Source organism: Aurantiacibacter flavus, assembly GCF_039710615.1.
Classification (GTDB): domain Bacteria; phylum Pseudomonadota; class Alphaproteobacteria; order Sphingomonadales; family Sphingomonadaceae; genus Alteraurantiacibacter; species Alteraurantiacibacter flavus.
Window position 1 is genome coordinate 203,021 of the sequence record NZ_JBDLBR010000005.1, and the last position, 21,480, is coordinate 224,500.

Here is a 21,480-nt window from a genome sequence, read left to right on the forward strand (position 1 = left end):
CTCAGCCTCTGACGCGGGCCTGGCGGTAGGTGCCGAACATCCGCACGTTCTTGGCGTGGAAGTCCAGCTCCTCTAGCGCCCGATCGACCGCCGCATCGCCAGGGGAGCCCACGATATCGGCGTAAAACTTGGTTGCCGCGAAGCTCGCGCCCTCGTGGTAGCTTTCAAGCTTCGTCATGTTGACGCCATTGGTCGCAAAGCAGCCCAGCGCCTTGTAAAGCGCGGCAGGCACGTTCTTGACCTCGAAGACGAAGGTCGTGATCGCGTCTTGCCCAACGAGAGTCACCGGATCGAGCGGTTCCTTCGCCAGCACCACGAAGCGGGTGGTGTTGTCGTCGGCATCCTCGACGCGGGTATCGACGATGGAAAGCCCGTAGAGATCGGCCGCGATGGCCGGTGCGATGGCAGCGACCGAGCGGTCGCCCAGTTCGGCCACATGGGCCGCTGCCCCCGCAGTATCGGCATGGGCCAGCGGCACCATGTTGTGCTCCATCAGGTAGCGGCGGCTCTGGCTTAAGGCGTGCGTGTGTGAAAAGGCAGCATTGAAGGGACCGAAGCTGCCGTCCGCCTGCGGCAGCGCCATCAGCGCGTGATGAATCGGCAAGAAATATTCGCCGACGATGAAAAGCCCGCTTTCCGGCAGCAGGAAATGGATATCGGCCACACGGCCTGCCTGCGAGTTTTCAATGGGAATCATCGCGCAGCCGGCGCGGCCTTCGGACACGGCGTCGAGCGCGGCTGCAAAGCTGAAGCAGGGCAGCGGCAGGCACTCGGGCGCGTATTCCATCGCCGCGCGATGCGAATTGGCGCCCGGCGCGCCCTGAAACGAGATCGCGCGCGCAGGGTTCTCGGTGGCGGCGGCATGCATCTTTTCGACCAGACGCAGGGCGGGAGCGGGGAAGGAATCCATAGCGCCAGAGCCGGTAGCCGGGCCGAGCGACGCTGCCAAGCGCCTAGAAGCGCCTTTCGGGTCTTGCGCAAGGGGCAACCAGCCCCTAGAGCGCCTACGAAATCGGGCAACACAAGCAGAAACGCGACCGGACATATGGGCGATCGTCTCAACACTATCTTTGGCTGGGTTCTCTTCTCCGGCGTCATCGCACTCGGGCTGTCTTCGATCAGCTCGCGCATTTTCCATGCCGACAATGTAGAAGCGCCGGAAAATCCGGGCTATGTCATCGTCGCTGACGAGGGCGAAGGCGAGGCCGATGCCGGTCCGTCGCTGGCGACGCTGCTCGCCACCGGCGATGCGGCCAAGGGCGAGGCGGTGTTTGCCAAGTGCATGGCCTGCCACACCATCGCGCAGGGCGGTGCCGATGGCATCGGGCCGAATCTCTATGGTGTACTCGGCCAGCCGATTGGCCAGCACGTTGCCGGCTTCGCCTATTCGAGCGCTCTTTCGGGCCATGGCGGCGAGTGGACCTACGAAAACATGGATCACTGGCTGCAGAGCCCGCGCGGCTTTGCCGATGGCACCAAGATGAGCTTTGCCGGCCTTTCCTCGGGCGAAGACCGCGCCAACGTCATGCTCTATTTGCTGGCCAATGGCGGCGGCCCCGAGCTGCCTGAACCCGAAGCCGAAGAGCCCGCCGAAGGCGAGGAAGCTGCGGCCGAAGGTGATCTCGCCGCTGAGGAAGCAGTCGCTGAAGAAGGCGCCGAAGCCGAGCAGGTTGCGGCTGACGAACCGGTCTGATCCGTAGGACACAGTTTCAGATAAGCAAAAGGGCCGGGATTTCCCGGCCCTTTTTCGTTGCGCCTGTTCGGAGTGGTCAGCCTGCGCTGTCTTCGCTTTCGCCGCGCCCCTTGAAGCCCTGCGCCACGACAAACCATTCCGAGCTGCCCTTGCGGCTGGCAGGCGGCTTGGCATGCTTCACCGTCTTGAAATGCCGCTTGAGCAGCGCGAGCAATTCGGCGTCGGTCCCCCCCGCGAAGCCCTTGGCCACGAAGCTGCCGCCCTCGGCCAGCACCTCGACGGCGAAGTGCGCTGCCGTCTCCACCAGCGCCATTGTGCGCAGATGGTCGGTCTGCTTGTGGCCCACGGTGTTGGCGGCCATGTCCGAGATCACCAGATCGGGCGGGCCGTCAAGCGTGTCGGTCAGCAGACCCGGCGCTTCGTCGGTCATGAAGTCGAGCTGGAAGATCGTTACGCCCTCGATGGGCTCGACTTCGAGCAGGTCGATGCCGACCACCGCCGCGCCCGGCGCTCGCTTCCTGACCACCTGGCTCCAACCGCCGGGTGCGCAGCCAAGGTCGACCACGCGCTTGGCGCCTTTTACCAGCCTGAAGCGGTCGTCGAGTTCGATCAGCTTGAAGGCGGCTCGGCTGCGCCAGCCCTGCTCCTTGGCAAGTTTGACGTAGGGATCGTTCAATTGCCGCGTGAGCCAGCTGTTCGAACTGGCCTTGCGCTTCTTGTTCGACTTCAGCCTCCGTACCGAATCCTGTCCTGCCCGTGCCATCAGTGGCTTTCCTTCTGGCGCAATAGATGGAGCGCCTGTTGTGCCGCTTGCCCTTCGGCATCGGCGGCCATCAGCGAACGGAGAATACCTTCGCGGATGCCGCGGTCGGCCACACCCAGTCGATCAGCCGGCCAGATGTCGAGTATAGCTTCGAGAATCGCGCAGCCTGCCACCACCAGTTCGGCGCGCTCGGTGCCGATGCAGCCGAGCTGGCCGCGTTCGGCAGGTGACATGGCGGCAAGGCCCGAGGAGATGGCGCGCATGTCCATGGCCGGCACGATGAGGCCGTCCACGGCCTTTCGGTCGTATTGTGGCAGCTTGAGATGCACGCTGGCAAGCGTGGTCACCGTGCCGCTGGTGCCGAGCAGGCGCAGTTCGTCGGTGCGGTGGGCCTCGATGCGCTCGGCGAATTCGCTGAAGCTGTCGCGCACCAGCTGGCGCATATCGGCGTAGCGGGCGACGCGACCATCCTTGTCGTGCGGCTCCTGCCCGACCGTTTCGGACAGTGAGACGACCCCCCAAGGGACGGACTGCCAATCGAGAATGCGCGGCACGGGGCCGCCCGATTCGATCAGCACCAGTTCGGTCGAGCCGCCGCCGATGTCGAAGATTACCGCCGGGCCGCGGCCGTCTTCGAGCAGGATATGGCAGCCGAGCACGGCTAGCCGGGCTTCTTCCTCGGCAGTGATGACATTGAGCGCGATACCGGTCTCGCGACGCACGCGCTCGATAAATTCGTCACCGTTGCTGGCCCGGCGGCAGGCTTCGGTGGCGACCGAGCGGGCAAGGTAGACCTTCCGCTTGCGCAGCTTGTCGGCACAGACGCGCAGCGCGCCAAGGGCGCGGTCCATGGCTTCGTCGCTAAGACGGCCTGTCTGGGCCAGCCCTTCGCCGAGCCGGACCACGCGGCTGAAGGCGTCGATCACAGTGAAATTTTCGTCCTCGGGACGGGCGATCAACAGGCGGCAATTGTTGGTGCCCAAATCGATTGCGGCATAGGCCTGTTTGGTGGTTTGCTGGCTGCCCGGCTGCGGTTGTGCCGACTGATTGTTTTCAGGGGGCCGTTGGGCTGGTGCTTTTGCCTCGGAGGCTTTGCGTGGTGTTATGCCGGACTTGCGAGAAGACGCTCTCCCTCGATGAGGACGCCGACGTCGCCTCCCTGAGGCGGGGCGTGAAGCGGTGTCGCGCTTGTCCGGCGGGCCTGTCTCCGCCATCGCTTGATACTTTCCAAAACTTCATAACCCGCAGCAACTAAGCTGCGGAACCTGAAGTCAGGCTAGACCAGACCGCCAGCTTGCACAAGTCGGACGGGATGCATGCCCTGTCAGGGAAGCTCGCGGAGTGCGGGCGGAGCGACAAATGGTGCCTTGAGCGCGGGCAGCAGGTGGATGTCGCGCTCGGCCAACGGATCGTCGACCCCGATCGAAATTGCATCGGCGGGCACGTCGTCGCGGAAAGTGCGATGCAGGTGGTCCCACCAGGCGATGCCCGAGGACCAGTTGGAGTCCATCTCGCACGGTTTCTGGCTGTGGTGGATGCCGTGCATGCGCGGAGTGGTGATGTGCTTGCTCAGCGCTTCATCAAGTCCCCAAGGCAAACGCCAGTTGGAATGGTGGAACAGCACCGAGAACAGGAAGAACTTGCGCCAAGCGGCCAGCCCGCGCGGGCCGATCCCGGAGGCGCGCACCTGCACCAGCCGCCATGGCAAAGAGACAAACATGTCGATGAAGTGGAAGCGGATTGCGGTCGAGGCGTCCATGTCGGGATCGACATGGTGGACGCGGTGAAATCGCCAGAGGAACGGCACCTTGTGGGTTGCCACGTGCCAGAGGTAGAATCCGTAGTCCATCGCAAGGAAGGCCGCAACGCCGCCCGGAACGCCGCCGCCGAACAGGCCCGACAGCCCGCGTTTGCGCACGGCATTGCGGGTGGCGATGCGCTCGGTCAGCGGAACCTCGGCGGCCATGATTGCGGCCTGGCAGGCCGCGCCCATCGTCACATTGCGGGCAATGCGCGGGGCGGCCTTGCGCATCTGCTTGCGCAAGGGGTGGGCGCGCTCGGCATAGAGCAGTGCGCCAACGGCCCCGGCCCCGAGCGCCATTCCGGCAAGTTTGACGAGTCGCGAGGCCATCGCGCGACGATGAGCCTTCGCCTAACGCGCGACAAGCCGCTAAGGGCTGGCTGATGGATGTGTTGCGCCCAACCGTGGCCATGTTCGCCAAGTATCCGCGCGCCGGAGAGGTCAAGACGCGGCTGATCCCCGCGTTGGGCGAGGAGGGCGCGGCACAGTTGCACCGGCGGCTGGTCGCGCGGACCTTAGCCACGGTACGCGAAAGTGGATTGGACTTGGTGCTCTATGCAAGCGGCGCGCCGCTTGGCGATTTCACCGCGTGGCTTGGCGACGACGTGAAACTGGCAGAACAGGGCGAGGGTGATCTTGGCGCGCGGCTGGCACGGGTGCCTGCGCCCGCGATTCTGCTGGGGGCGGATATTCCCGATCTCGCGGATAAGCACCTGCACGCCGCCGCCGCGGCGCTGGCCGAAGTGCCGGTGGCCATCGGCCCGGCGGAAGACGGCGGCTATTACCTGCTCGCTTTCCGCAAGCCGGTGCCGTTCGTGTTCGACGAGATGGTCTGGGGCATATCCACCGTGCGCGCCGAAACCGAGCGGCGGTTGTCAGAGCGCGGCGTGGCTTGGCGCAGCCTGCCGCTGTTGGCCGATTGCGACCGGCCCGAAGATCTCGCCCGCTGGCCGGATCTGTGCGCATGAGCCGGCTCACCATCGCGATCCCGATGTTCAACGAGGCAAAGGCATTGCCTGCGCTTGCCGCCAATCTGGCGAAGCTCGAGCCTCCGCCGCTTGAGGTGCTGTGCATCGACGGCGGCAGCGAGGACGAGTCCGTAGCGCTGGCCGAGGCGCAGGGCTGGCGCGTGATCTCCACGCAACGCGGGCGCGGTCGCCAGATCAATGCGGGCGTCGAGGCGGCGCAGGGCGAGCATGTGCTGATCCTCCACGCCGACACCGTTTTGCCGAGCGATGCGGTGCAGGTGGTGGAGGCGGCGCTGGCCGATCCAAAGGTTTCGCTGGCGAGCTTCACCCCGATAATTCGCGGGCCCGACAAGACCCGCTGGGGCACCACCGCGCACAACTGGGCGAAGACCTGGTACGCCCCGCTGCTGTTCTATCCTAAGCTGTTCTTTCGCGGAGCGCGGTTGCTGTTCGGCGACCACGCCATGTTCTTCCGCCGTGAGCAGTTCCTCGCCGTGGGCGGCTGCGACCCGCAGGCGATGGTGATGGAAGAGGCGGACCTGTGCATCCGCCTTGCCGCGCTGGGGCGGGTGCGGATGGTGCCGCGCGCGGTCGAAACCTCCGACCGGCGGATCGCCGAATGGGGGGCGCTCAAGGCGAACTGGATTTATTTCAAGGTCGGGCTGAGCTGGGCTCTGGGTGCGCGTGAGGGGCTGGAGCGGCATTATCCGGACGTGCGTTAGAGTCTGATGACTTTCCCTGATCCACTTGGCTCCCCTTCCCAAGGGGAGGGGCTGGGGGCTCGACGCCGCCCCCCCATCCCAACCCTTCCCCACAGGGGAAGGGCTTTACGGGTCGATGCTATGTCATCAGACTTTATTCGGTGGCGGGCTGGGCAGGTAGTCGCGGGTGAAGGCATAGGCGACCAGCCGGTCGATCCATGCGGCGTCGGCGGGCGGGCAGGTGAGGCCGGTCAGCCGCTCGATGTTCCCCGCCTCGAAGCGTGGGTCTCGGGTGAAGTAAGAGCCGTAGGTCGCCAGCATCGCCTGCGCCACGCGGGGCAGGGCCGCGATGTCGAACTGCGTCGGGTCGACCACCTCGGGATGCTGCAAATGCGGCTGTCGGCACACCGCATCGGCCAGTGCGCGGGCGGGCAGCGGGCTATCGGCGGAGAGATGGACATGGTGCCCCTGCGCCGTGTCGAAATGCTCGGCCAGCCGGGCGATCCCCTCGGCGACATGGCAGATCGGCACCAGATCGAGCGTGGCCCCCTCCAGCGCCGGGAACAGCGGCAGCCGTCCGCGCGCCATAAGGCGGAACACGTTGCACAGCGTTGGAAAGTCGCGGATCGTGCCGCTGGCATGGTCGCCCAGCACGATCGAAGGGCGGGCGATTACGAAGGACAGGCCCGACTGCTCGACCACCGCCTCGCCGCGCGCCTTGCTCGCTTCGTAATTGTTCGCGAATTGCCTGCCGGGCGGCACCGGGGCCTCGGCAATCGCGCCTTGCTCCAGCCCGCAGACATAGGCGGTGCTGACATGCAGGAACCCCGCGCCCGCCGCCTGTGCAAAGGCCAGCGCGTTGCGGGTGCCCTCGACGTTGATCGCCTCCAGCTCGGGCTCGGGCGCGTCGAACACGAGGCTGGCGGCGCAGTGGATCACCACGTCGCAGCGCAGCTCCACCGGGTTCAGCCCCATCAGCGGCAGGGTCACATCGCCGCTCACCATCCGGGCAAGCGGTACCGGCGCGCCATCGTTGCCGAGCACCTCGGCGCGGCGGCGCACCATGCCGATCACGCGATGCCCCCGAGCGGCAAGGCGCGCGCAGACCTCGCCGCCGATCAGGCCGGCCGCGCCTGTAACGAGGACGGTCAGCAACAGGCTGCTTCGGTTTTGGAGGGGTTGGCGTCGGTCTGGCCGAACGGGACTGCCGTGCCGCAGCCGGGAAACACGCCGTAATGCTTCGAGAAATCGCCGATGAAGTCGAAGTGCGGAGCAAAGCGCGTCTGTTCGAGCATCAGCCAGGTGTTGCCGCAGACGGGGAATGTCCGCCCGGCCTCGATGGCGTGGTGCGCGTCGAGGTGGAACACATCCTCCTCTCCCGCCACCGTGCCCTTGTAGCGGACAGCCTGGCCATAGTCCTCGCACTGCGGCTCCAGCCCGTCGAGCTTGAACAGCCGCCATGTGGCCGAGACGAATCCGATACCTTCGAGTTTGGCCGCCACCGCGCGGTCGTTGATCGCCAGCGGGCGGTCGGTGACAAGGCGCGGATCGGCAAAGCCCGCCTCTTTCGCCAGCCGGTCGAAGTCGCCCCAGTAAAGCGCGCCAGACAAGCATTCGCCGTGCAACACCGGGTCTTCGAGCAGATGCGCGGGCACGCGGCGGTCGGCGTAGACGTCGGAGAAATAGAGTTCGCCGCCGGGCTTGAGCAGCCGGTGCGCGGCGCGGAACACGGCGGCCTTATCGGCCACGAGGTTGATCACGCAGTTGGAGACGATCACGTCGAAGCTCTCGGGCGCAAGGTCGAGCGCTTCGAGCTTTTCGATATCGCCCTCGACGAAGCGAACATTGGCGAAACCGAACTTGTCGGCGTGCCAGTCCTTGTGGGCCTCGGCCACGGCGAGTTGTTCGGGCGTGGCGTCCACTCCCGTGACCGAACCGTTCGTGCCGACCAGTTGTGCCAGCAGATAGGCGTCCTGCCCTGCGCCCGAGCCAAGGTCGAGCACATGCGCGCCCTCGATGGCCTGCGGCACCACCAGCCCGCAGCCATAGTAACGTGCGCGGACCTCTTCGTGGACATTGGCCAAGGCGCGGCGCACCGCTTCGGACGGCATCTCGGCGGTGCAGCAGGCATCGGTGCGCAGGTCGGCCGAGCCGGACAGCACCTTGCCATAATAGTCTTGCGCGTTTTCAAGCATCGCGGGTTCCTTCGTTGGTTCCCCTGTAGCAATCCCCAATGGCGACGCTACATTCATCGCGCAATGCCCTCGCAAACCTATTCCCATGACGTAATCGTGATCGGTGCCGGCGCTTCCGGCCTGACAGCGGCTGGTGGCTGTGCGCTGTTCGGCCTCAAGGTCGCGCTGGTCGAGCATGCTGCCTTCGGCGGCGAATGCCTGAACCACGGCTGCGTGCCGTCCAAGGCGCTGATTGCGGCGGCAAAACGCGCGCACGAAGGCAAGCGCGGCGCGCGTTTCGGGGTGAGCATGGAGGGCGCAAAGGTCGACTGGGGCGGGGTGCGCGCTCATGTCGAGGCGAGCATCGCCACCATCGCTCCGCACGACGATCCCGCGCGCTTCGAAGCCATGGGTTGCGAGATATTCCGCGGCACCGCGCGGCTGACGGGGCCGCGCACGGTCGAGGTTGCGGGTCAGACGCTTGCTGCACCGCGCATCGTGCTGGCGCTCGGCTCGGAGCCTGCGGTGCCGCCGATAGAGGGGCTGGCCTCCTTGCCCTATCTGACGAATGAAAACCTCTTCCAGCTCGACCGCCTGCCTTCGCGGCTGATCGTGCTCGGCGGCGGCGCGGTGGGGATGGAGATGGCGCAGGCCTTCTGCCGCCTCGGCTCGGAGGTGACGCTAGTCGAGCGCGGCGAAATCCTTTCGCGCGATGATCGCGAATCGGCGGCATTGGCCAAGGCGGCTATGGAAGCGGACGGGGTGCGGTTCGTCAGCGGAACAGCCGTGCGCGCGATGGGCACCGCTGGCGCTATCGCGCTCACGCTGGACGATGGCGCCGTGATCGAGGGCAGCCATGTGCTTGTTGCCACCGGACGCAAGGCGCGGGGGCAGGGCATGGGCTTGGAAGAGCTGGGCATGACATTCGGCAGCAACGGGATCGCCGTCGATGCGCGCCGTCGCACCAGCTTGAAGCATATCTACGCCATCGGTGATTGCCGCGATGGGCCACGGCTGACCCATGTCGCGGGCTATGAAGGCTCTAACGTGGCGCTCGACATATCGCTCGGCGTGCCGACCAAGGTCGACTGGACCGCGCTGCCATGGTGTACCTACACCGCGCCCGAGGTGGGGCAGGTAGGCCTGACCGAGACAGAAGCCCGCAAGACCTACGGTGATAAGGTGCGGATCGTGCGCGAGCATTTCTCGGACAACGATCGCGCCGTGACCGAGGGCGCGATGGAAGGCCAGCTCAAGCTGATCATGAAAGGGCGCAAGCTGGTCGGCGCCAGCGTGTGCGGCGAGGGGGCGGGCGATATGCTGCTGCCGCTCGCCCAGACCATCACCGGCAAGGCGGGAACCTTCGCGCTGGGCTCGGCGGTCATCGCCTATCCGACGCGTGGCGAGATTTCGAAGGCGGGCGCTTTTGCCGCGTGGGAGCCGCTGGTGTTCAGCGCCCCGGTCAAGCGGATCGCCCGCGCGCTGGCGGCGCTGCGGCGGAGGTTTGGATGACCGTGCGTTCGAAAAGCCGCGCCGCGCCGCAAGGGCCATCGCCGTTCACGCTGCCCGACAAGGTGCCGCTTTCGCCCGGCAAGTTTACCGACCCGCGCATCACCGCCAAGGGCGAGACGCGCGCCGTGGTCGCGCCAGAGGCGATGCGCACGATCTGGCTTAACACCGGCACCTTGTGCAACCTCGCTTGCGCCAATTGCTATATCGAAAGCTCGCCCACCAACGACGCGTTGCAATATCTCACGTTGGCAGAGGTGGAGCGGTTTCTGGCCGAGGTTCGCGGCTCTGCCGATCCGTTGCTGGCAGACCTGCCCGAGATCGGTTTCACCGGCGGCGAGCCGTTCATGAACCCCGACATTATCGCCATGCTGAGCGCAGCGCTGGAGGCGGGGTTTGCCGTGCTGGTGCTGACCAATGCCATGGCCCCGATGCACCGCCACAAGGCTGCGTTGCAGACGCTCAGGGCGAAGCATGGCGACAGGCTCACCCTGCGCGTGAGCATCGATCACCATCTTCAGGCGGTCCACGAGGCCGAGCGCGGCCCGCGCAGCTGGGAACCGATGCTGACGGGGCTAACATGGCTGTCGGAACAGGGCTTTGCGCTGGCCGTGGCGGGCAGGCACCTTGCCGGGGAGAGCGAGGCCGATGCCCGGCGGGGTTATGCGGCGCTGTTCGCAGAGCATGGCGTGACGGTCGATGCGGCGGACCCGGCGGCCCTGGTCCTCTTTCCCGAGATGGATGAGGAGGCAGACGTGCCCGAAATCACCGAGGCCTGCTGGGGCATTCTCGGGCAGTCTCCCTCGGCGATGATGTGCGCGACCAGCCGCATGGTGGTTCACCGCAAGGGTGAGGCCGAGGCGCGCGTGGTCGCCTGCACGCTGCTGCCGCACGATCCGCAGTTCGATCTCGGGCCGACGCTCGAAGCCGCGTTGCGACCGGTCCCGCTCAACCATCCCCATTGCGCGCGCTTTTGCGTGCTGGGCGGGGCGAGCTGTTCGCAATGATCAGGCAAGGTTCATTCTCGCGAGTGCTTCTTGCAAGAATGACGGTCAGGAAACTCGCGCTTCTCGCACCTTTCGTCTTCGCGTTCGCAGCCTCGCCAGCGTTGGCTGCCGACGCAATCGACGGTGTCTATGTGGATTCAGGTGGCTATGTCGAAGTGACCGTGGCCCCGTGCGGGCAGGCGCGCTGCGGCAAGATAACCCGCATCATCCGACGCAAACCCGGCGAATCGGACCGCGATGCGCACAACGACGATCCGGCGCTGCGCGACCGGCCGATCCTCGGCCTGACACTGCTGAGCGGCCTGCAATGGCGCGACGGAGCCTGGCGCGGCGAGGTCTACAACCCGGAAGATGGCAACACCTATCGCTCGGTGGTGCGGGCCGGAACGAACGGGGCGCTGGAGGTGGAGGGATGTCTCGGCCCGTTCTGCCGTAAGCGCATCTGGCCCGCCAAATCGCGTTGATGCAAATTCGCTGCGCAAACCCTCTTGATTAAGCCGTGCGCCCGCGATAGAGGCGCGCCCCTGCGTTGCCCCGTCCTCTAACGGTAAGAGAGCGGACTCTGACTCCGTCAATCAAGGTTCGAATCCTTGCGGGGCATCCAGCTTTTCCTTCCACCATCTGATTACCACCGGTCCTTGGCCCGGCTTATCGAGCTGTGGTCGGCGTCTTTCGCGCGCCGATCACCCGCCTCGGCCCTTGACGATGCCGGTGTTTGGCTTAAGCTACCCATCAGATAACAAACAAAGTTCGCAGGAATCTCGTCGCATTGCGCTGCCTATCGGCGTGCACTGATTGGAGATTCTCTATGCCTAAGAGTTTTCGTGATGATTTCCGGCTTTGCAAGTTCGCTTTCAGCGGCCTGGTGAAGATATCCTGCGTGGCACTGCTTTCTGCCGGTGCCTTCGTTGCTTCCCCTGCCGCGGCCAATGACGGACCGACAACGCGACTCGTGACCTGCGGCGAGCAGACCTGCCTGCGGATCGAGGGGCGCCGGGACAGTGTCGGCACGGTGGTTGCCATCAATGGCCAGCCGATGGCGGTCGACGGCGGCGAGAGCTGGCGCGTCACCTTGCCGATGCAGACGGTCCGACAGATCGCCGAGCACGGAGATCGCAGGCTGGAGGTGACGCTGCTTCATCCGAGCGCCAATCGCGAAAGCCGCAACTATGCCCGGCTGCCCATCGGATTGCTCGGCGAGACCACAGATCTTGAGGCGATCCGGGTCACCGCTTCCTGACCAGAGCGAACTTCCTGCCACTTCTTGCATGCCATCGTACAAAGTCCTAGATGACCGCCAAGCCGACACAGAACGGCACTATTCGGACACAGGAGATTACGATGATGAAGGCAAGCCTTATGGCCTTGGCCGCAGTCGCCCTGGCGACGCCGGCTCTGGCAAATACCACTTCCGACACCACGAACGCCGACCCGTTCACTACTTCGTCGGCCACGTTGCGGCTCGACGGTCTGAACCTTGCCACGGTCGACGGCCAGAACCGCCTCGCGATCCGTATGGACGCGGCGGCGCGCGCTGTCTGCGGCGAGGGCCTCGACACCGTGCACCTGCAGGCGGCTGCCAACGCGCGCGAATGCCGCACCCGCGTCCACGCCCAGATCCGCGACCAGATCGAGACCCGTCTCGCTGCCGCGCGTTCGGAAGATGCCGCTCCGGTTCAGCTGGCGCTGAACCACTGAGTGCCAAGGGCCTCTGTGCCCGCCTCTTGAGGGGGCGGGCCAGAGGCGGCATGAGGCTCGCATGAGCCTCGAATCCAAAGCCAGACGAGCCCTGCAACAGGGCGATTTCGCGACTGCTTCATCAGCGGCAAAAGAGCTGGTACTTCAAGATCAGAGCAAGCCGACCGGCTACTTTCTGCTGGGAATTGTCGCGGCAGAAATCGGCGACATGGCAAATGCGCTGGCCTTGCTGGAGGCCGCCGTCCAGCGCGGCCCCGAGGCCGAGCATCTGGCGCAACTGGCGCGGGTGCTCAGCCTGCTCCATCGCGAAGGCGATGCCGCAAGGGCGGCGCGCGCGGCCTATGATCTCAGGCCGCAGGAGGCGATGACGCTCGATACCATCGGCTGCGTCTTCACCCGGCTTGGCGACCACGAGGGATCGCTTGCGCCCTTCCGCGCGGCCGTCGCCAAGGCCCCCGACAATCACGATTATCGCTTCAATCTGGCGGCGGCCTGCGGTTTTACCGGTAAGGTCGATGAGGCGCGGGCGCTGTACGAGGCAATCCTTGGCGAAGAGCCGGGAAATGCGCGGGTGCACTATGCGCTGGCGCTGTTGTCGCGGCATTCAGCGGAAAATAATCACGTGGCCCGACTGGAGACTGCGCTCGACCAGGCGGACAACACCGATGATCGGTTGCGCATTCGCTATGCTCTGGCCAAGGAACTTGAAGACATTGGCGATACGGCCGCCTTCAATCACCTGAAGGCCGCCAACGACGAGCACAAGCAAACCATTGGTTACGACTTCGCGCAGGACGAAGCGGTGTTCGATGCGCTTGAGCAGCTGTTCCGCAGCGGGGAAGGGGCCTTGTTCACCAGCCAGGGCGACCACACGCAGGCGCCGATCTTCGTGATCGGCATGCCGCGCACGGGTACCACGCTGGTCGACCGGATCCTGTCCTCGCACCCCGATGTGGGTTCGGCGGGGGAATTGCAGGCGATGCCGGTGGCGGTGAAGCGCCTCGCGAAGGCGCGCTCGCGCAAAGTGATAGATGCCGAAACCGTGGCGGCGAGTGCGGCTATCGATGCGGAGGCCATTGGCAAGGCCTATCTCGCGCATGCAGCGCACCAGCGTCCGCAAGATGCGGTCCGGTTCATCGACAAGCTGCCCGCGAATTTCCTCTATGCTGGCTACATAGCGCGGGCCTTGCCCGAGGCGCGGATTGTTTGCCTGCGGCGGCAGCCGATGGATACGATCTGGAGCAACTACAAGAACCTCTTCGCCAGCCAGTCGGCGTACTACGCCTATTCCTATGACCTGCTCGACACCGCCCGCTACTATGCCCGGTTCGACCGGTTGATGCGCCTGTGGGAAGATCTGATGCCGGGCCGCGTCCTGCAACTGGGCTACGAGGAACTGGTGGCCGATCAGGAGGGGCAGACGCGCCGCTTGCTCGCACATTGCGGGCTTGAGTGGGATCCGGCTTGCCTCGCCTTCCATGAGAACCGCGCGGCGGTGGCCACGCCGAGCGCGGCGCAGGTGCGCCGTCCGCTCAATGCCGATGCCATCGGCAAGTGGCGGACCCATGCCGATGCGCTGGAACCCGCGCGCGCGTGGCTGGCGGCGCAGGGGATCGACCCCGAAGCGGCCTGGAAAGCCTAGCATCTGATAGATTGCCCTGATCCACTTTGCTCCCCTCCCCATGGGGAGGGGCCGGGGGTGGGGGCTCGACGCTGGCGTAGAACCCCCATCCCACCCCTTCCCCATGGGGAAGGGCTTTGCGCGTCTATGCTATGTCATCCCGTTATAGCCTCAACGCAAGCGGGGCGCCTGTCACTGATGACAGACGCCCCGCCCGCGAGGAAATTTAAACTACAATCAGAACTTCATGCGGGCCTCGATCCCGACCGTGCGCGGATTGAGCACGGCCTGGCGATAGTAGCGCAGCTGGACGCCGCTGTTGTAGCCTGTCCGCGACAGGTCGTTGGCAACCGAGACGACCGCGTACTTGTCGAAGATGTTGTTGGCATAGAGCGTGAACGTGACGTCCGCCATTTCGTACGAGACCGAGGCGCGGTGCACGGTATAGCTCGGAATGAGCGTGCCGTAAGCGCGATCCCAACCCAGCCGCGAGACGACGTTGCCGCGATAGGTGGCAGTCCAGTTGAGGACCAGGTCGTCGCTGCCGACTGGCAAGGTGTAGGTCGCGCCCAGCGAGCCGGAGTGCTTGGCCGAGCCAGGCAAACGATCACCCGAAAGTGCGTCCAGTTTGGCCAGCGAGGTGGGGTACTGGCCGGGAGGGTCGTTGACCAGGATGATGTCTTCCACGTCCTCGGTCAGGTGCGCATCGACGTAGGAGAAGCTGCCTCGGATGCTCAATTGAGGGATCGGACGCGCCTGGAAGCTCGCTTCGAAACCTTCTGATAATGCCGACCCGCCATTGATGGTGATCCCGGTCACGCCGTAAGTCGATGACGAGGCAACCTGGATGCCGTCCCAGTCGATGTGGAAATACGCCAGGTTTAGGTTCAGGCGGCGATCAAACAGTTCCAGACGCGTGCCGATTTCGAGGTTCTTGGTCTGATCCGGACCGTACTGAACTTCGTTCGGCAGAGCGCAAACGCCTTGGTTGTTGCCAGGAACGGGAACGGTCGGGGTGCCTTCGGGGCAGGGTACCAGCCGGTTGGGGCCGCCGATACGATAGCCCTTGGAGTAGGTGCCGTAGATCATCAGTTCGTCAGAGATGTCCAACGAGGTGTTGAACTTCCACACCCAGCCATCCTGTCCGCCCGTGCCACCACTCGGATCAACGTCGTAAGGGCTCAGGGGGCCGTCATACATCGGCAAGGTGACCGCACCGGATATCTCGGAGGTGTAATCGAAGTAGCGCGCACCGGCGGTGACCTGCCACTGCGGGATGATCTGCAGAGTGGCCTCGCCGAAAACCGCCTTTTCCTCGACCTTCGAGCTGGTGTAGTTCACGTATTCGAGGGATTCAGGATTATTCTGAATCGAATCGCTCCAGGGGTGGTTGGGCAACATCTCCGCGTAGTCGCTTTGATAGTCGTCCTTGTTGAAGAACCCGCCAAGCACCCAACTGACCGGGCCGCCGTGGGTAGAGACGAAGCGGACCTCGACATTGTGCTGCTTGCGTACGCGCTCGGAATCGGTGAACCCGGCAAAGGCCGGATAGTTCTCGTAACCGTAATCGAGATCGAGCAGCAGATCGGTCACGTCGGCCGAATCCTTGAACACGCTCACGGTATAGGCGGCGGTTGCTACCAGATCGACGACGTCGGCGATGTTGGCGTTGACCTCGAGGCTCGCCAGGTGCGCGTAGCGATCAACCGGCTCCGCAAAGCGACTGGCGTTTTCGTAAAGCCCGGTGCCCATTACACCGGCGCTGTTGCTCGACGAACCTTCGGTCTTGGTCTGCTGGAACGCGTAGGTGAAGTTGAAGCTGAGATCGTCGTTCGGTGCGACCAGCAGCTGGTTACGCGTGGTAATGGTACGCTCATAGTTGAGGTTGTCGCGGCGGTAGAGGTTCGCATCGTACTGTTCAGGCGAATAATTGGGGTTGTTCGGGCCGCCGGGTTGCGGGATCGAGATGCCAGGCTCCTGCACCAGCAGCGGATAGTCGATGAAGCCTGGGTCGTAGGTGTAGCCGGTCGCCGAGCGGAACGCGATGTGGTCGCGCATGATCGGAATGTTGATCACGCCATCGGCCTCGAAGCCGACATCGTCGGCGTGGGCCTTCATCGAGAGACCGCCGTGCACTTCGCCTTCGAACTGGTCGAGGTTGGGCCGCTTGGGAATGTAGCGGATGGCGCCTGCCAGCGTACCGAGGCCGTAAAGCGTGCCCTGCGGGCCGAGCAGCGTTTCGACGCGATCGATGTCGAGGAACTTGAAGTCGTAGTACATCGGCACTTCGCCGAGGTAGATGCCCATCGCGTTATCGAAGATCGAGCCGCCATCGCCGACGTCTGAGGCGCGCAGACCGCGCAGTACGATCGTGCCGGTCGAACCCGGCCCGGTATCCGAGATGGTCATCCCGGGGGTGAAATCGGCGATGTCGCGGATGTCGGCGACCTGCTGGCGCTCAAGCTCTTCGCTGGACAGCGCGGTAATGTTGATTGGGGTGTCCATCAGCGTTGTCGCGCGGCGGGTGGCGGTGACGACGATTGCGTCACTGGTCGTCGTCGTCGCGACTTCCTGCGCGACAGCTGGCGTGGCAACGGCTGCGGTGCCGGTAATGGCGGTTGCCACCATCAGCTTCAGCCTGACTTTGGAGCATTTTTTCATTGTGCAATCCCTCATGCTTTTGGTTGTGTTTGTCCGGGCTCCGGAGCGCGCCGAAACCTGAGAATTTCAAATTGAAGAGCAGTTGAACTGGCCTGTGGTTCTACCTTGCCGGAACCTTGATGGCCGCTGCTTGCCGGTGTTTGTGTGCGGTTCCCGTGGTCTGGTGGCCTTTTGCTCCCTTGCCGTGCTGGATTAGCCGTCTGCGTCGGCGGTTTTCGCCCGCGCAGCGCTGGCCTTGTCGAGCAGCGGCTGGAACGGGAACATGAATTGCTCGTAGATGCTCAGCCGCCGCCGGTCGTCCTGTCCGACGATGGCGGATTCGCCATCGCGGTAGGTGCCGAAGATGCGGTCGAACACGATCACCGAATTGCCGTAGTTGCAGCGTGTGTCCTCATAGCTGAGGGCAGTGTGGTGCAGGCTGTGGTTACGGATGGTGGTGAAGAGGAAGCCATAGGCCAGCGGCGGATCCGAGCGGACGTTGGCGTGGGCGAAGGTCGAGATCACCGTCATCATCGACAGGCCGCAGAAGATCGCGACGATGTCGAAATCGAACAGGGCGATCACCGAGAGGCTGATCAGGAACAGTTCGATCGGATTGCCGACCGCGCCCTTCATCGCGTTGAGCTGGGTCACGTGGTGATGTGGCGCATGGGTGAGCCAGAGCGGCAGCCAGTTGTGCATCCAGCGGTGCATCCAATACTGGCCGAACTCGATCAGGAACACGACCATCAACGCCTGCACCACGAGCGGCAGCGTGAGGATCCACGGGGTCGACAGCCCAAGCTTGTCCTTGGCTGCACCAAGCGGACCGTCGGCGAAGGACTCGACCAGCCAGCCGATCACGGTTGCCATCAGGATCACGTAGAACAGATCGGTCAGAAATTCCTTCCAGGTCAGCCGCCAGCCCGAATGACGCTCGATTACGAACTCCAGACCGAGGATGAAGAAGGTGATTGCGCTGGTAACGATGACCAGGCTCCATTCACTCGTCGTGAAGGAGCGCGGTGCCAGCAGCCAGAAGGCGACCACCGCCAGCAGCGTTGCGAGCGGCACGGCGTTGATCAGCGCGAGCTTGATGTTGCCGGCGAATGTTGCGGGAGCCGCCTGGGCGTCGGTGTCGAGCGTAGCGGCTGCCGAGGTGACTTTGTCACCAGCCTTACTGTTCGTCGCTCGATCCATAGACAATCTCCAGGAATGGTAGCCCATCGGCCTCCAGTTGCAGATCCTCCGCTCCGAACTTCCCCGCAGTTCTATGCTGCGATGCGATACAGGCTATAGATATTACGTAACCGGTCAAGAGTATTAATGCTGCTATGCAACATGGGTTGGAATTCCGGCGTAATCGACGGAAAATCGCGTGATTTGAGATACTAGTCTCGGTATTTCATAGGTATTCCTGCCCGAATTTTTCAGGATTGTGCGTGAAGTGTAATCGAGATGCCACAGGTCGGGCCTAGCTGTGCGCGAATCGGCGCTTGCCACGGGCGGAACGCCCACCCGGCCACCACCATATCGCCCGTCCAAACAAAGCGGCGATGAGCAACCCCCGCGCGCAGGAGGGCCGCCCATCGCCTTGGCTTTGCAGACGATTGGAAGTGTGAGCTCAGTTGGCGGTGGAGGTCCACCAGGTGAGCGAGTGGACATCGTGGGCGCTGGTCCAGATGCCCTCGGGCGTATAGCGCAAGGCGCCGCTGCCCTCGGCCCGTCCGACCCGCGCGACCACCTCGGCGGTGGCTGCATCGATCACCACGAAGGTTTGATCGTCGGTGGTGCGCAGGAAGACCTTGCCTTCGCCCACGTCGATATCGCCCCACTTGAGGTTGTCGCCGACCTTGGTGCGACCAGCCACTTCACGCGTTTCAGGGTCGATCCGGGCCAGCGTTCCGTCGCCTTGCTCCTGAATCCACACCATGCCTTCGCCCGCGACGAGGAAGCCCGGGGTGTCGCCCAGTTCGATCGTGTCGGTGACGGAGTTGGTCTCCGGGTCGATCCGCTGCATGGTGCCGCCTTCGCCGCTCGCGGCCCACAGCGCGTCGAAGCCGAAGGCGAGATAGGTCGTGCCCGGTGCGACGGGGATGGTGGCGACGACCGTGTTCGTCTCAGGGTCGATGCGCGAGATCGTGCCATCGGCCTGGTTCGGCGCCCAGACCGAGCCCGCGCCCGCCACCACGTTCTGCTCCCCGCTCGGGCCGATGCCGGCGGGGACCTTCTCGAGCACCTCGGCGGTGCGCGGATCGATCCGGTAAAGCTCGCCGCCGTCGCAATTTCCGACCCATAGTGACTCCGCCGCCATCGCCATGGTGCCGCAGGGGCGCGGCACCTCGACCGAGGTCACCTTGCCCATGGTCGACCACTGCTCGATCCGGCCCTGGTTGGTGGCCCAGACGGTGTTGCCGTCCACCAGCAGGAAGTCGGCGAAGTCGGGAACTTCGATCACCTCTTCGACGTAGCCGGCGTTGGTTGCTTCGTTGTCGGCCGGATCAGCGTCGGCAGCGGAACAGGCGCCCAGCACGAGGGCGGCAAGAGCGATGGACTTCTTCATTGATAAGCTCCTCAAACGAACCGCGCCGGGTTCAGCTGTAGCGATAGGGGTTCACGTCGATGGTGGTGGTTCCGCGCGTCTGGTTGCACAGGAACACGGTGCCGGTGAAATAGATGCCCGGTTCGGTGATGGTCTTGGCGAATTCGTATGTTTCGCGCAGTTGCTCGACTGTCATCTGCACGGGCGCTTCGTTCGGTTGCCAGGTCACGCCGTAAGGATAGTCCTCGCCGTCCTTGCTGATTTCCACGTGGCAGCCCATCACGTGGGTCACCCGATGGGTGTCCACGAAATCGATCAACCGGCCCATGCTTGCGAACCACGGTTCCCAGAAGCTGATGTAGCAGCGGCCACGGTAGAACATGTCGCCGGTGTAAAGGATCTGCGTGTAGCTGTCGTAGTAGGCGAACTCGGAGATCACATGGCCGGGCGAGCCCCAGATCAGGATATCGCGCCCGCCCAGATCGAGCGTGACCTGCTCTTCGGGGAAGTTGGTCATGCCCCAGAAGCCGACCATTTCCTCGTGCGTCAGCCCCATATACCGAGTCTTGGGCCGGTCGGCGAACTGGTTCACGGCGGCATAATGATCGGCGTGCAGATGGCTGAAGGCGACCAGCAGTTCCATATCGGCCGGATCGCGCCCGTTGCGCGCGCACCATTCGTTGATGCATTCATCCACAGCGCCGCGCAGATCCCAGTCGTTGCGCCAGGTGGTAAAGCCCTCGTCCAGCAGCAGCACCCGGTCATTGCCGAAATAGAGCGGGGCGAACGGCGCCTCGTAGCTGTAGGCCTTATTCTGCCGCAGGATCGCGGTATGGGCATTGTACCAGTGGACGTGAACCGGCGGATCGGTGTTGTCCATCAGCGATTCCGAACCGCAGATCCACTTGTCCGGAAAACCGCCCGGCGCGGGCAGGTTGCTCGTGAAGTCGATCGGTTCGGGGCTGGTGGCGGCCTTTGCCGCGCTGCTGAAGGTGGTGAGCGCCGTCGGCACGGCGACCGCGGCGGCATTGTATGACAGGAAGGTGCGACGATCCATCTGTTTGGGTCTCCTGCGACTATCTTAGTAGGGCCGGGGCGGGGTGATGTTCGGCACGCCCTCTGGCCATTCGCCCGCGCGGGCATCGGGGCTGACCCCGTTGAACAGGACGAAATCGGGCCGGATGAACTTGACCTCGCGGCCTTGCACTTCGCGGGCGCTGGCCAGCGCATCGTCGATGATGGCAGGCGTCATTTCGAGCACCCGCTCATAGGGCTTGTAGGTGGCAAAGCGGGGGTAGTGCTTGCCCGGAACGAACATCATGTCGATGTGTCCGCCAAGGATCCATTCCACCGGATTGGCCGCCGCAAAGCTCTGCAAGCGTTCCAGCGAGGTGATGAAATCGCCCTCGTTGCTGATGTTTATGCAGCCCGGAAACAATAGGTCGCCGGTGAACAGGATGTCGCAATAGGGATCGTAGAAGCTGACCCCGTCCTTATGCGTGCCCGGCGTGGGGATGACGGTGATCACACGGGCGCCGAGGTCGATGGTGCCGGTGCCGTCGGGCCAGCTCGATGACAGGTCATAGTGTTGCTTCATCACGCCCAGCGGCTTGGGCACGATAGTGGTGTCTGGCCTGTCCATGAACTGCACCAGTCCTTGGTTCTGGGCTATGTCCTCGCCGCTGGTCATGGCGATCGTCAGCGGTACGGTCTTGCGCCCGCGCGCATCGGCCCAGCGCCCGATCACCGCATCAACGGTTTCGCGCAAAGGGTAATAGTCGGAATTGGCGGTTGCCCCGGTGTCGATCAGCAGCGCGCCGTCGTTGCCGAACAGAAGGTGGGTGAATGGGGCCTGCCAGTCGATGCAGACGTTCTGGCGCATAACGAAGGTATCCTCGTTATATTGCACCACCTGCACGCGCGGATCGCGGTTCTTGGCGGCGACGTTGCTGCCGTAGGTCCAGCGGAAACCCAGCCGCCCGGCCGCAGGGCCTTCGGCATCGTAATTGTGCATGACCGGCTCTGCGGGATGGAGCGGAAGCGCCGAATCCGTGTTGCGCACACCAGGCGGGTTATAGCTCGCATCCGGGTTGCCGTTTGGATAGCTTCGCAAGGTCGCCGATTGCGGATTTCCTGACAGGGCGGGATTGTAGGTCGGCTCGGACTGCGGCGTTTGCGGCATCGAAAACTCCTGGTTGGGCCGCTGCTCTTGCGACCAGGCCTGTGCCTTCGATGCATGCCTCACCTTGCGGATGGCTCGTGCGCCCTCTCGTCTGATTGGCTGCGAGCATATGGATATTACACAAGATGACAATAGTAATAAATTGCGCTGGACATGCCTTGCGTTTGCGGCAATGCTGCGA

General features: G+C 64.2%; 20 protein-coding genes and 1 tRNA gene. 10 read left to right on the top strand and 11 right to left on the bottom strand.

From position 1 onward, the window contains the following. Window position 1 precedes the first annotated feature (1 nt). The gene (locus tag ABDJ38_RS14630) at window positions 2-910 is read right to left on the bottom strand and encodes a prephenate dehydratase (protein ID WP_346785954.1); all 909 of its coding nucleotides are present in this window, start codon (window positions 908-910) and stop codon (window positions 2-4) included. Window positions 911-1,045: 135 nt separating this feature from the next. On the opposite strand from ABDJ38_RS14630, the gene ABDJ38_RS14635 reads away from it, so the two are divergent. Next, entirely contained in the window at window positions 1,046-1,693 is a 648-nt protein-coding gene (locus ABDJ38_RS14635) for a c-type cytochrome (protein ID WP_346785865.1), read from the top strand. 76 nt (window positions 1,694-1,769) lie between these two features. Here ABDJ38_RS14635 and ABDJ38_RS14640 read toward each other — a convergent pair whose 3' ends face one another. The 3 genes from ABDJ38_RS14640 to ABDJ38_RS14650 form a co-directional block, all read right to left on the bottom strand. Beyond that, window positions 1,770-2,456 carry an RlmE family RNA methyltransferase gene (locus tag ABDJ38_RS14640; RefSeq protein ID WP_346785866.1) on the bottom strand — a complete coding sequence of 229 codons (687 nt, stop codon included), beginning with the start codon at window positions 2,454-2,456 and terminating at the stop codon, window positions 1,770-1,772. Next, window positions 2,456-3,415 carry a Ppx/GppA phosphatase family protein gene (locus ABDJ38_RS14645; RefSeq protein ID WP_429771120.1) on the bottom strand — a complete coding sequence of 320 codons (960 nt, stop codon included), beginning with the start codon at window positions 3,413-3,415 and terminating at the stop codon, window positions 2,456-2,458. The genes ABDJ38_RS14640 and ABDJ38_RS14645 overlap by 1 nt, the downstream gene beginning before the upstream one ends. A 365-nt stretch (window positions 3,416-3,780) precedes the next feature. After that, window positions 3,781-4,587 (bottom strand): sterol desaturase family protein, encoded by an 807-nt coding sequence (locus ABDJ38_RS14650; RefSeq protein WP_346785868.1) that lies wholly within the window; start codon window positions 4,585-4,587, stop codon window positions 3,781-3,783. Window positions 4,588-4,640: 53 nt separating this feature from the next. Here ABDJ38_RS14650 and ABDJ38_RS14655 point away from each other — a divergent pair, with 53 nt between their 5' ends. Both ABDJ38_RS14655 and ABDJ38_RS14660 read left to right on the top strand, forming a co-directional pair. Then, on the top strand, window positions 4,641-5,225 hold the full coding sequence (locus ABDJ38_RS14655) for a TIGR04282 family arsenosugar biosynthesis glycosyltransferase (protein WP_346785869.1): 585 nt from the start codon (window positions 4,641-4,643) through the stop codon (window positions 5,223-5,225). Then, window positions 5,222-5,947, top strand: a complete 726-nt coding sequence (locus tag ABDJ38_RS14660; RefSeq protein ID WP_346785870.1) for a glycosyltransferase — start codon at window positions 5,222-5,224, stop codon at window positions 5,945-5,947. The genes ABDJ38_RS14655 and ABDJ38_RS14660 overlap by 4 nt, the downstream gene beginning before the upstream one ends. A 126-nt stretch (window positions 5,948-6,073) precedes the next feature. Here ABDJ38_RS14660 and ABDJ38_RS14665 read toward each other — a convergent pair whose 3' ends face one another. Together ABDJ38_RS14665 and ABDJ38_RS14670 are read right to left on the bottom strand one after the other, a co-directional pair. Then, window positions 6,074-7,081, bottom strand: coding sequence for an SDR family oxidoreductase (locus tag ABDJ38_RS14665; RefSeq protein WP_346785871.1), 1,008 nt, complete (start codon window positions 7,079-7,081; stop codon window positions 6,074-6,076). Next, the gene (locus tag ABDJ38_RS14670; RefSeq protein WP_346785872.1) at window positions 7,075-8,121 is read right to left on the bottom strand and encodes a methyltransferase domain-containing protein; all 1,047 of its coding nucleotides are present in this window, start codon (window positions 8,119-8,121) and stop codon (window positions 7,075-7,077) included. The genes ABDJ38_RS14665 and ABDJ38_RS14670 overlap by 7 nt, the downstream gene beginning before the upstream one ends. Before the next feature lie 63 nt (window positions 8,122-8,184). Here ABDJ38_RS14670 and ABDJ38_RS14675 point away from each other — a divergent pair, with 63 nt between their 5' ends. The 7 genes from ABDJ38_RS14675 to ABDJ38_RS14705 all read left to right on the top strand — a co-directional run bounded on the left by ABDJ38_RS14675 (window position 8,185) and on the right by ABDJ38_RS14705 (window position 13,956). Then, complete coding sequence (locus ABDJ38_RS14675; RefSeq protein ID WP_346785873.1) at window positions 8,185-9,612, top strand: dihydrolipoyl dehydrogenase family protein; 1,428 nt, start codon at window positions 8,185-8,187, stop codon at window positions 9,610-9,612. Next, window positions 9,609-10,616 (top strand): radical SAM protein, encoded by a 1,008-nt coding sequence (locus ABDJ38_RS14680; RefSeq protein ID WP_346785874.1) that lies wholly within the window; start codon window positions 9,609-9,611, stop codon window positions 10,614-10,616. The genes ABDJ38_RS14675 and ABDJ38_RS14680 overlap by 4 nt, the downstream gene beginning before the upstream one ends. A 38-nt stretch (window positions 10,617-10,654) precedes the next feature. Further along, on the top strand, window positions 10,655-11,080 hold the full coding sequence (locus tag ABDJ38_RS14685) for a DUF2147 domain-containing protein (protein ID WP_346785875.1): 426 nt from the start codon (window positions 10,655-10,657) through the stop codon (window positions 11,078-11,080). A 66-nt stretch (window positions 11,081-11,146) separates the two neighbouring features. Then, window positions 11,147-11,220 (top strand) — tRNA-Gln (locus tag ABDJ38_RS14690). A 276-nt stretch (window positions 11,221-11,496) separates the two neighbouring features. Further along, window positions 11,497-11,856, top strand: a complete 360-nt coding sequence (locus ABDJ38_RS14695; RefSeq protein ID WP_346785876.1) for a hypothetical protein — start codon at window positions 11,497-11,499, stop codon at window positions 11,854-11,856. A gap of 101 nt (window positions 11,857-11,957) precedes the next feature. Continuing rightward, the gene (locus ABDJ38_RS14700; RefSeq protein ID WP_346785877.1) at window positions 11,958-12,314 is read left to right on the top strand and encodes a UrcA family protein; all 357 of its coding nucleotides are present in this window, start codon (window positions 11,958-11,960) and stop codon (window positions 12,312-12,314) included. A 61-nt stretch (window positions 12,315-12,375) separates the two neighbouring features. Next, on the top strand, window positions 12,376-13,956 hold the full coding sequence (locus ABDJ38_RS14705; RefSeq protein WP_346785878.1) for a tetratricopeptide repeat-containing sulfotransferase family protein: 1,581 nt from the start codon (window positions 12,376-12,378) through the stop codon (window positions 13,954-13,956). A gap of 216 nt (window positions 13,957-14,172) precedes the next feature. Here ABDJ38_RS14705 and ABDJ38_RS14710 read toward each other — a convergent pair whose 3' ends face one another. From ABDJ38_RS14710 to ABDJ38_RS14730, 5 genes are all read right to left on the bottom strand, one after another. Beyond that, on the bottom strand, window positions 14,173-16,596 hold the full coding sequence (locus ABDJ38_RS14710; protein ID WP_346785879.1) for a TonB-dependent receptor: 2,424 nt from the start codon (window positions 16,594-16,596) through the stop codon (window positions 14,173-14,175). A 192-nt stretch (window positions 16,597-16,788) separates the two neighbouring features. After that, window positions 16,789-17,775 (bottom strand): sterol desaturase family protein, encoded by a 987-nt coding sequence (locus ABDJ38_RS14715; RefSeq protein WP_346785880.1) that lies wholly within the window; start codon window positions 17,773-17,775, stop codon window positions 16,789-16,791. A gap of 424 nt (window positions 17,776-18,199) precedes the next feature. Then, the gene (locus ABDJ38_RS14720; RefSeq protein ID WP_346785881.1) at window positions 18,200-19,138 is read right to left on the bottom strand and encodes a Vgb family protein; all 939 of its coding nucleotides are present in this window, start codon (window positions 19,136-19,138) and stop codon (window positions 18,200-18,202) included. Between the two features lie 31 nt (window positions 19,139-19,169). Beyond that, window positions 19,170-20,174: an MBL fold metallo-hydrolase gene (locus ABDJ38_RS14725; RefSeq protein WP_346785882.1), complete on the bottom strand. Its 1,005-nt coding sequence runs from the start codon at window positions 20,172-20,174 to the stop codon at window positions 19,170-19,172. 24 nt (window positions 20,175-20,198) lie between these two features. Next, window positions 20,199-21,299: an MBL fold metallo-hydrolase gene (locus tag ABDJ38_RS14730; RefSeq protein WP_346785883.1), complete on the bottom strand. Its 1,101-nt coding sequence runs from the start codon at window positions 21,297-21,299 to the stop codon at window positions 20,199-20,201. Between the last annotated feature and the right edge of the window lie 181 nt (window positions 21,300-21,480).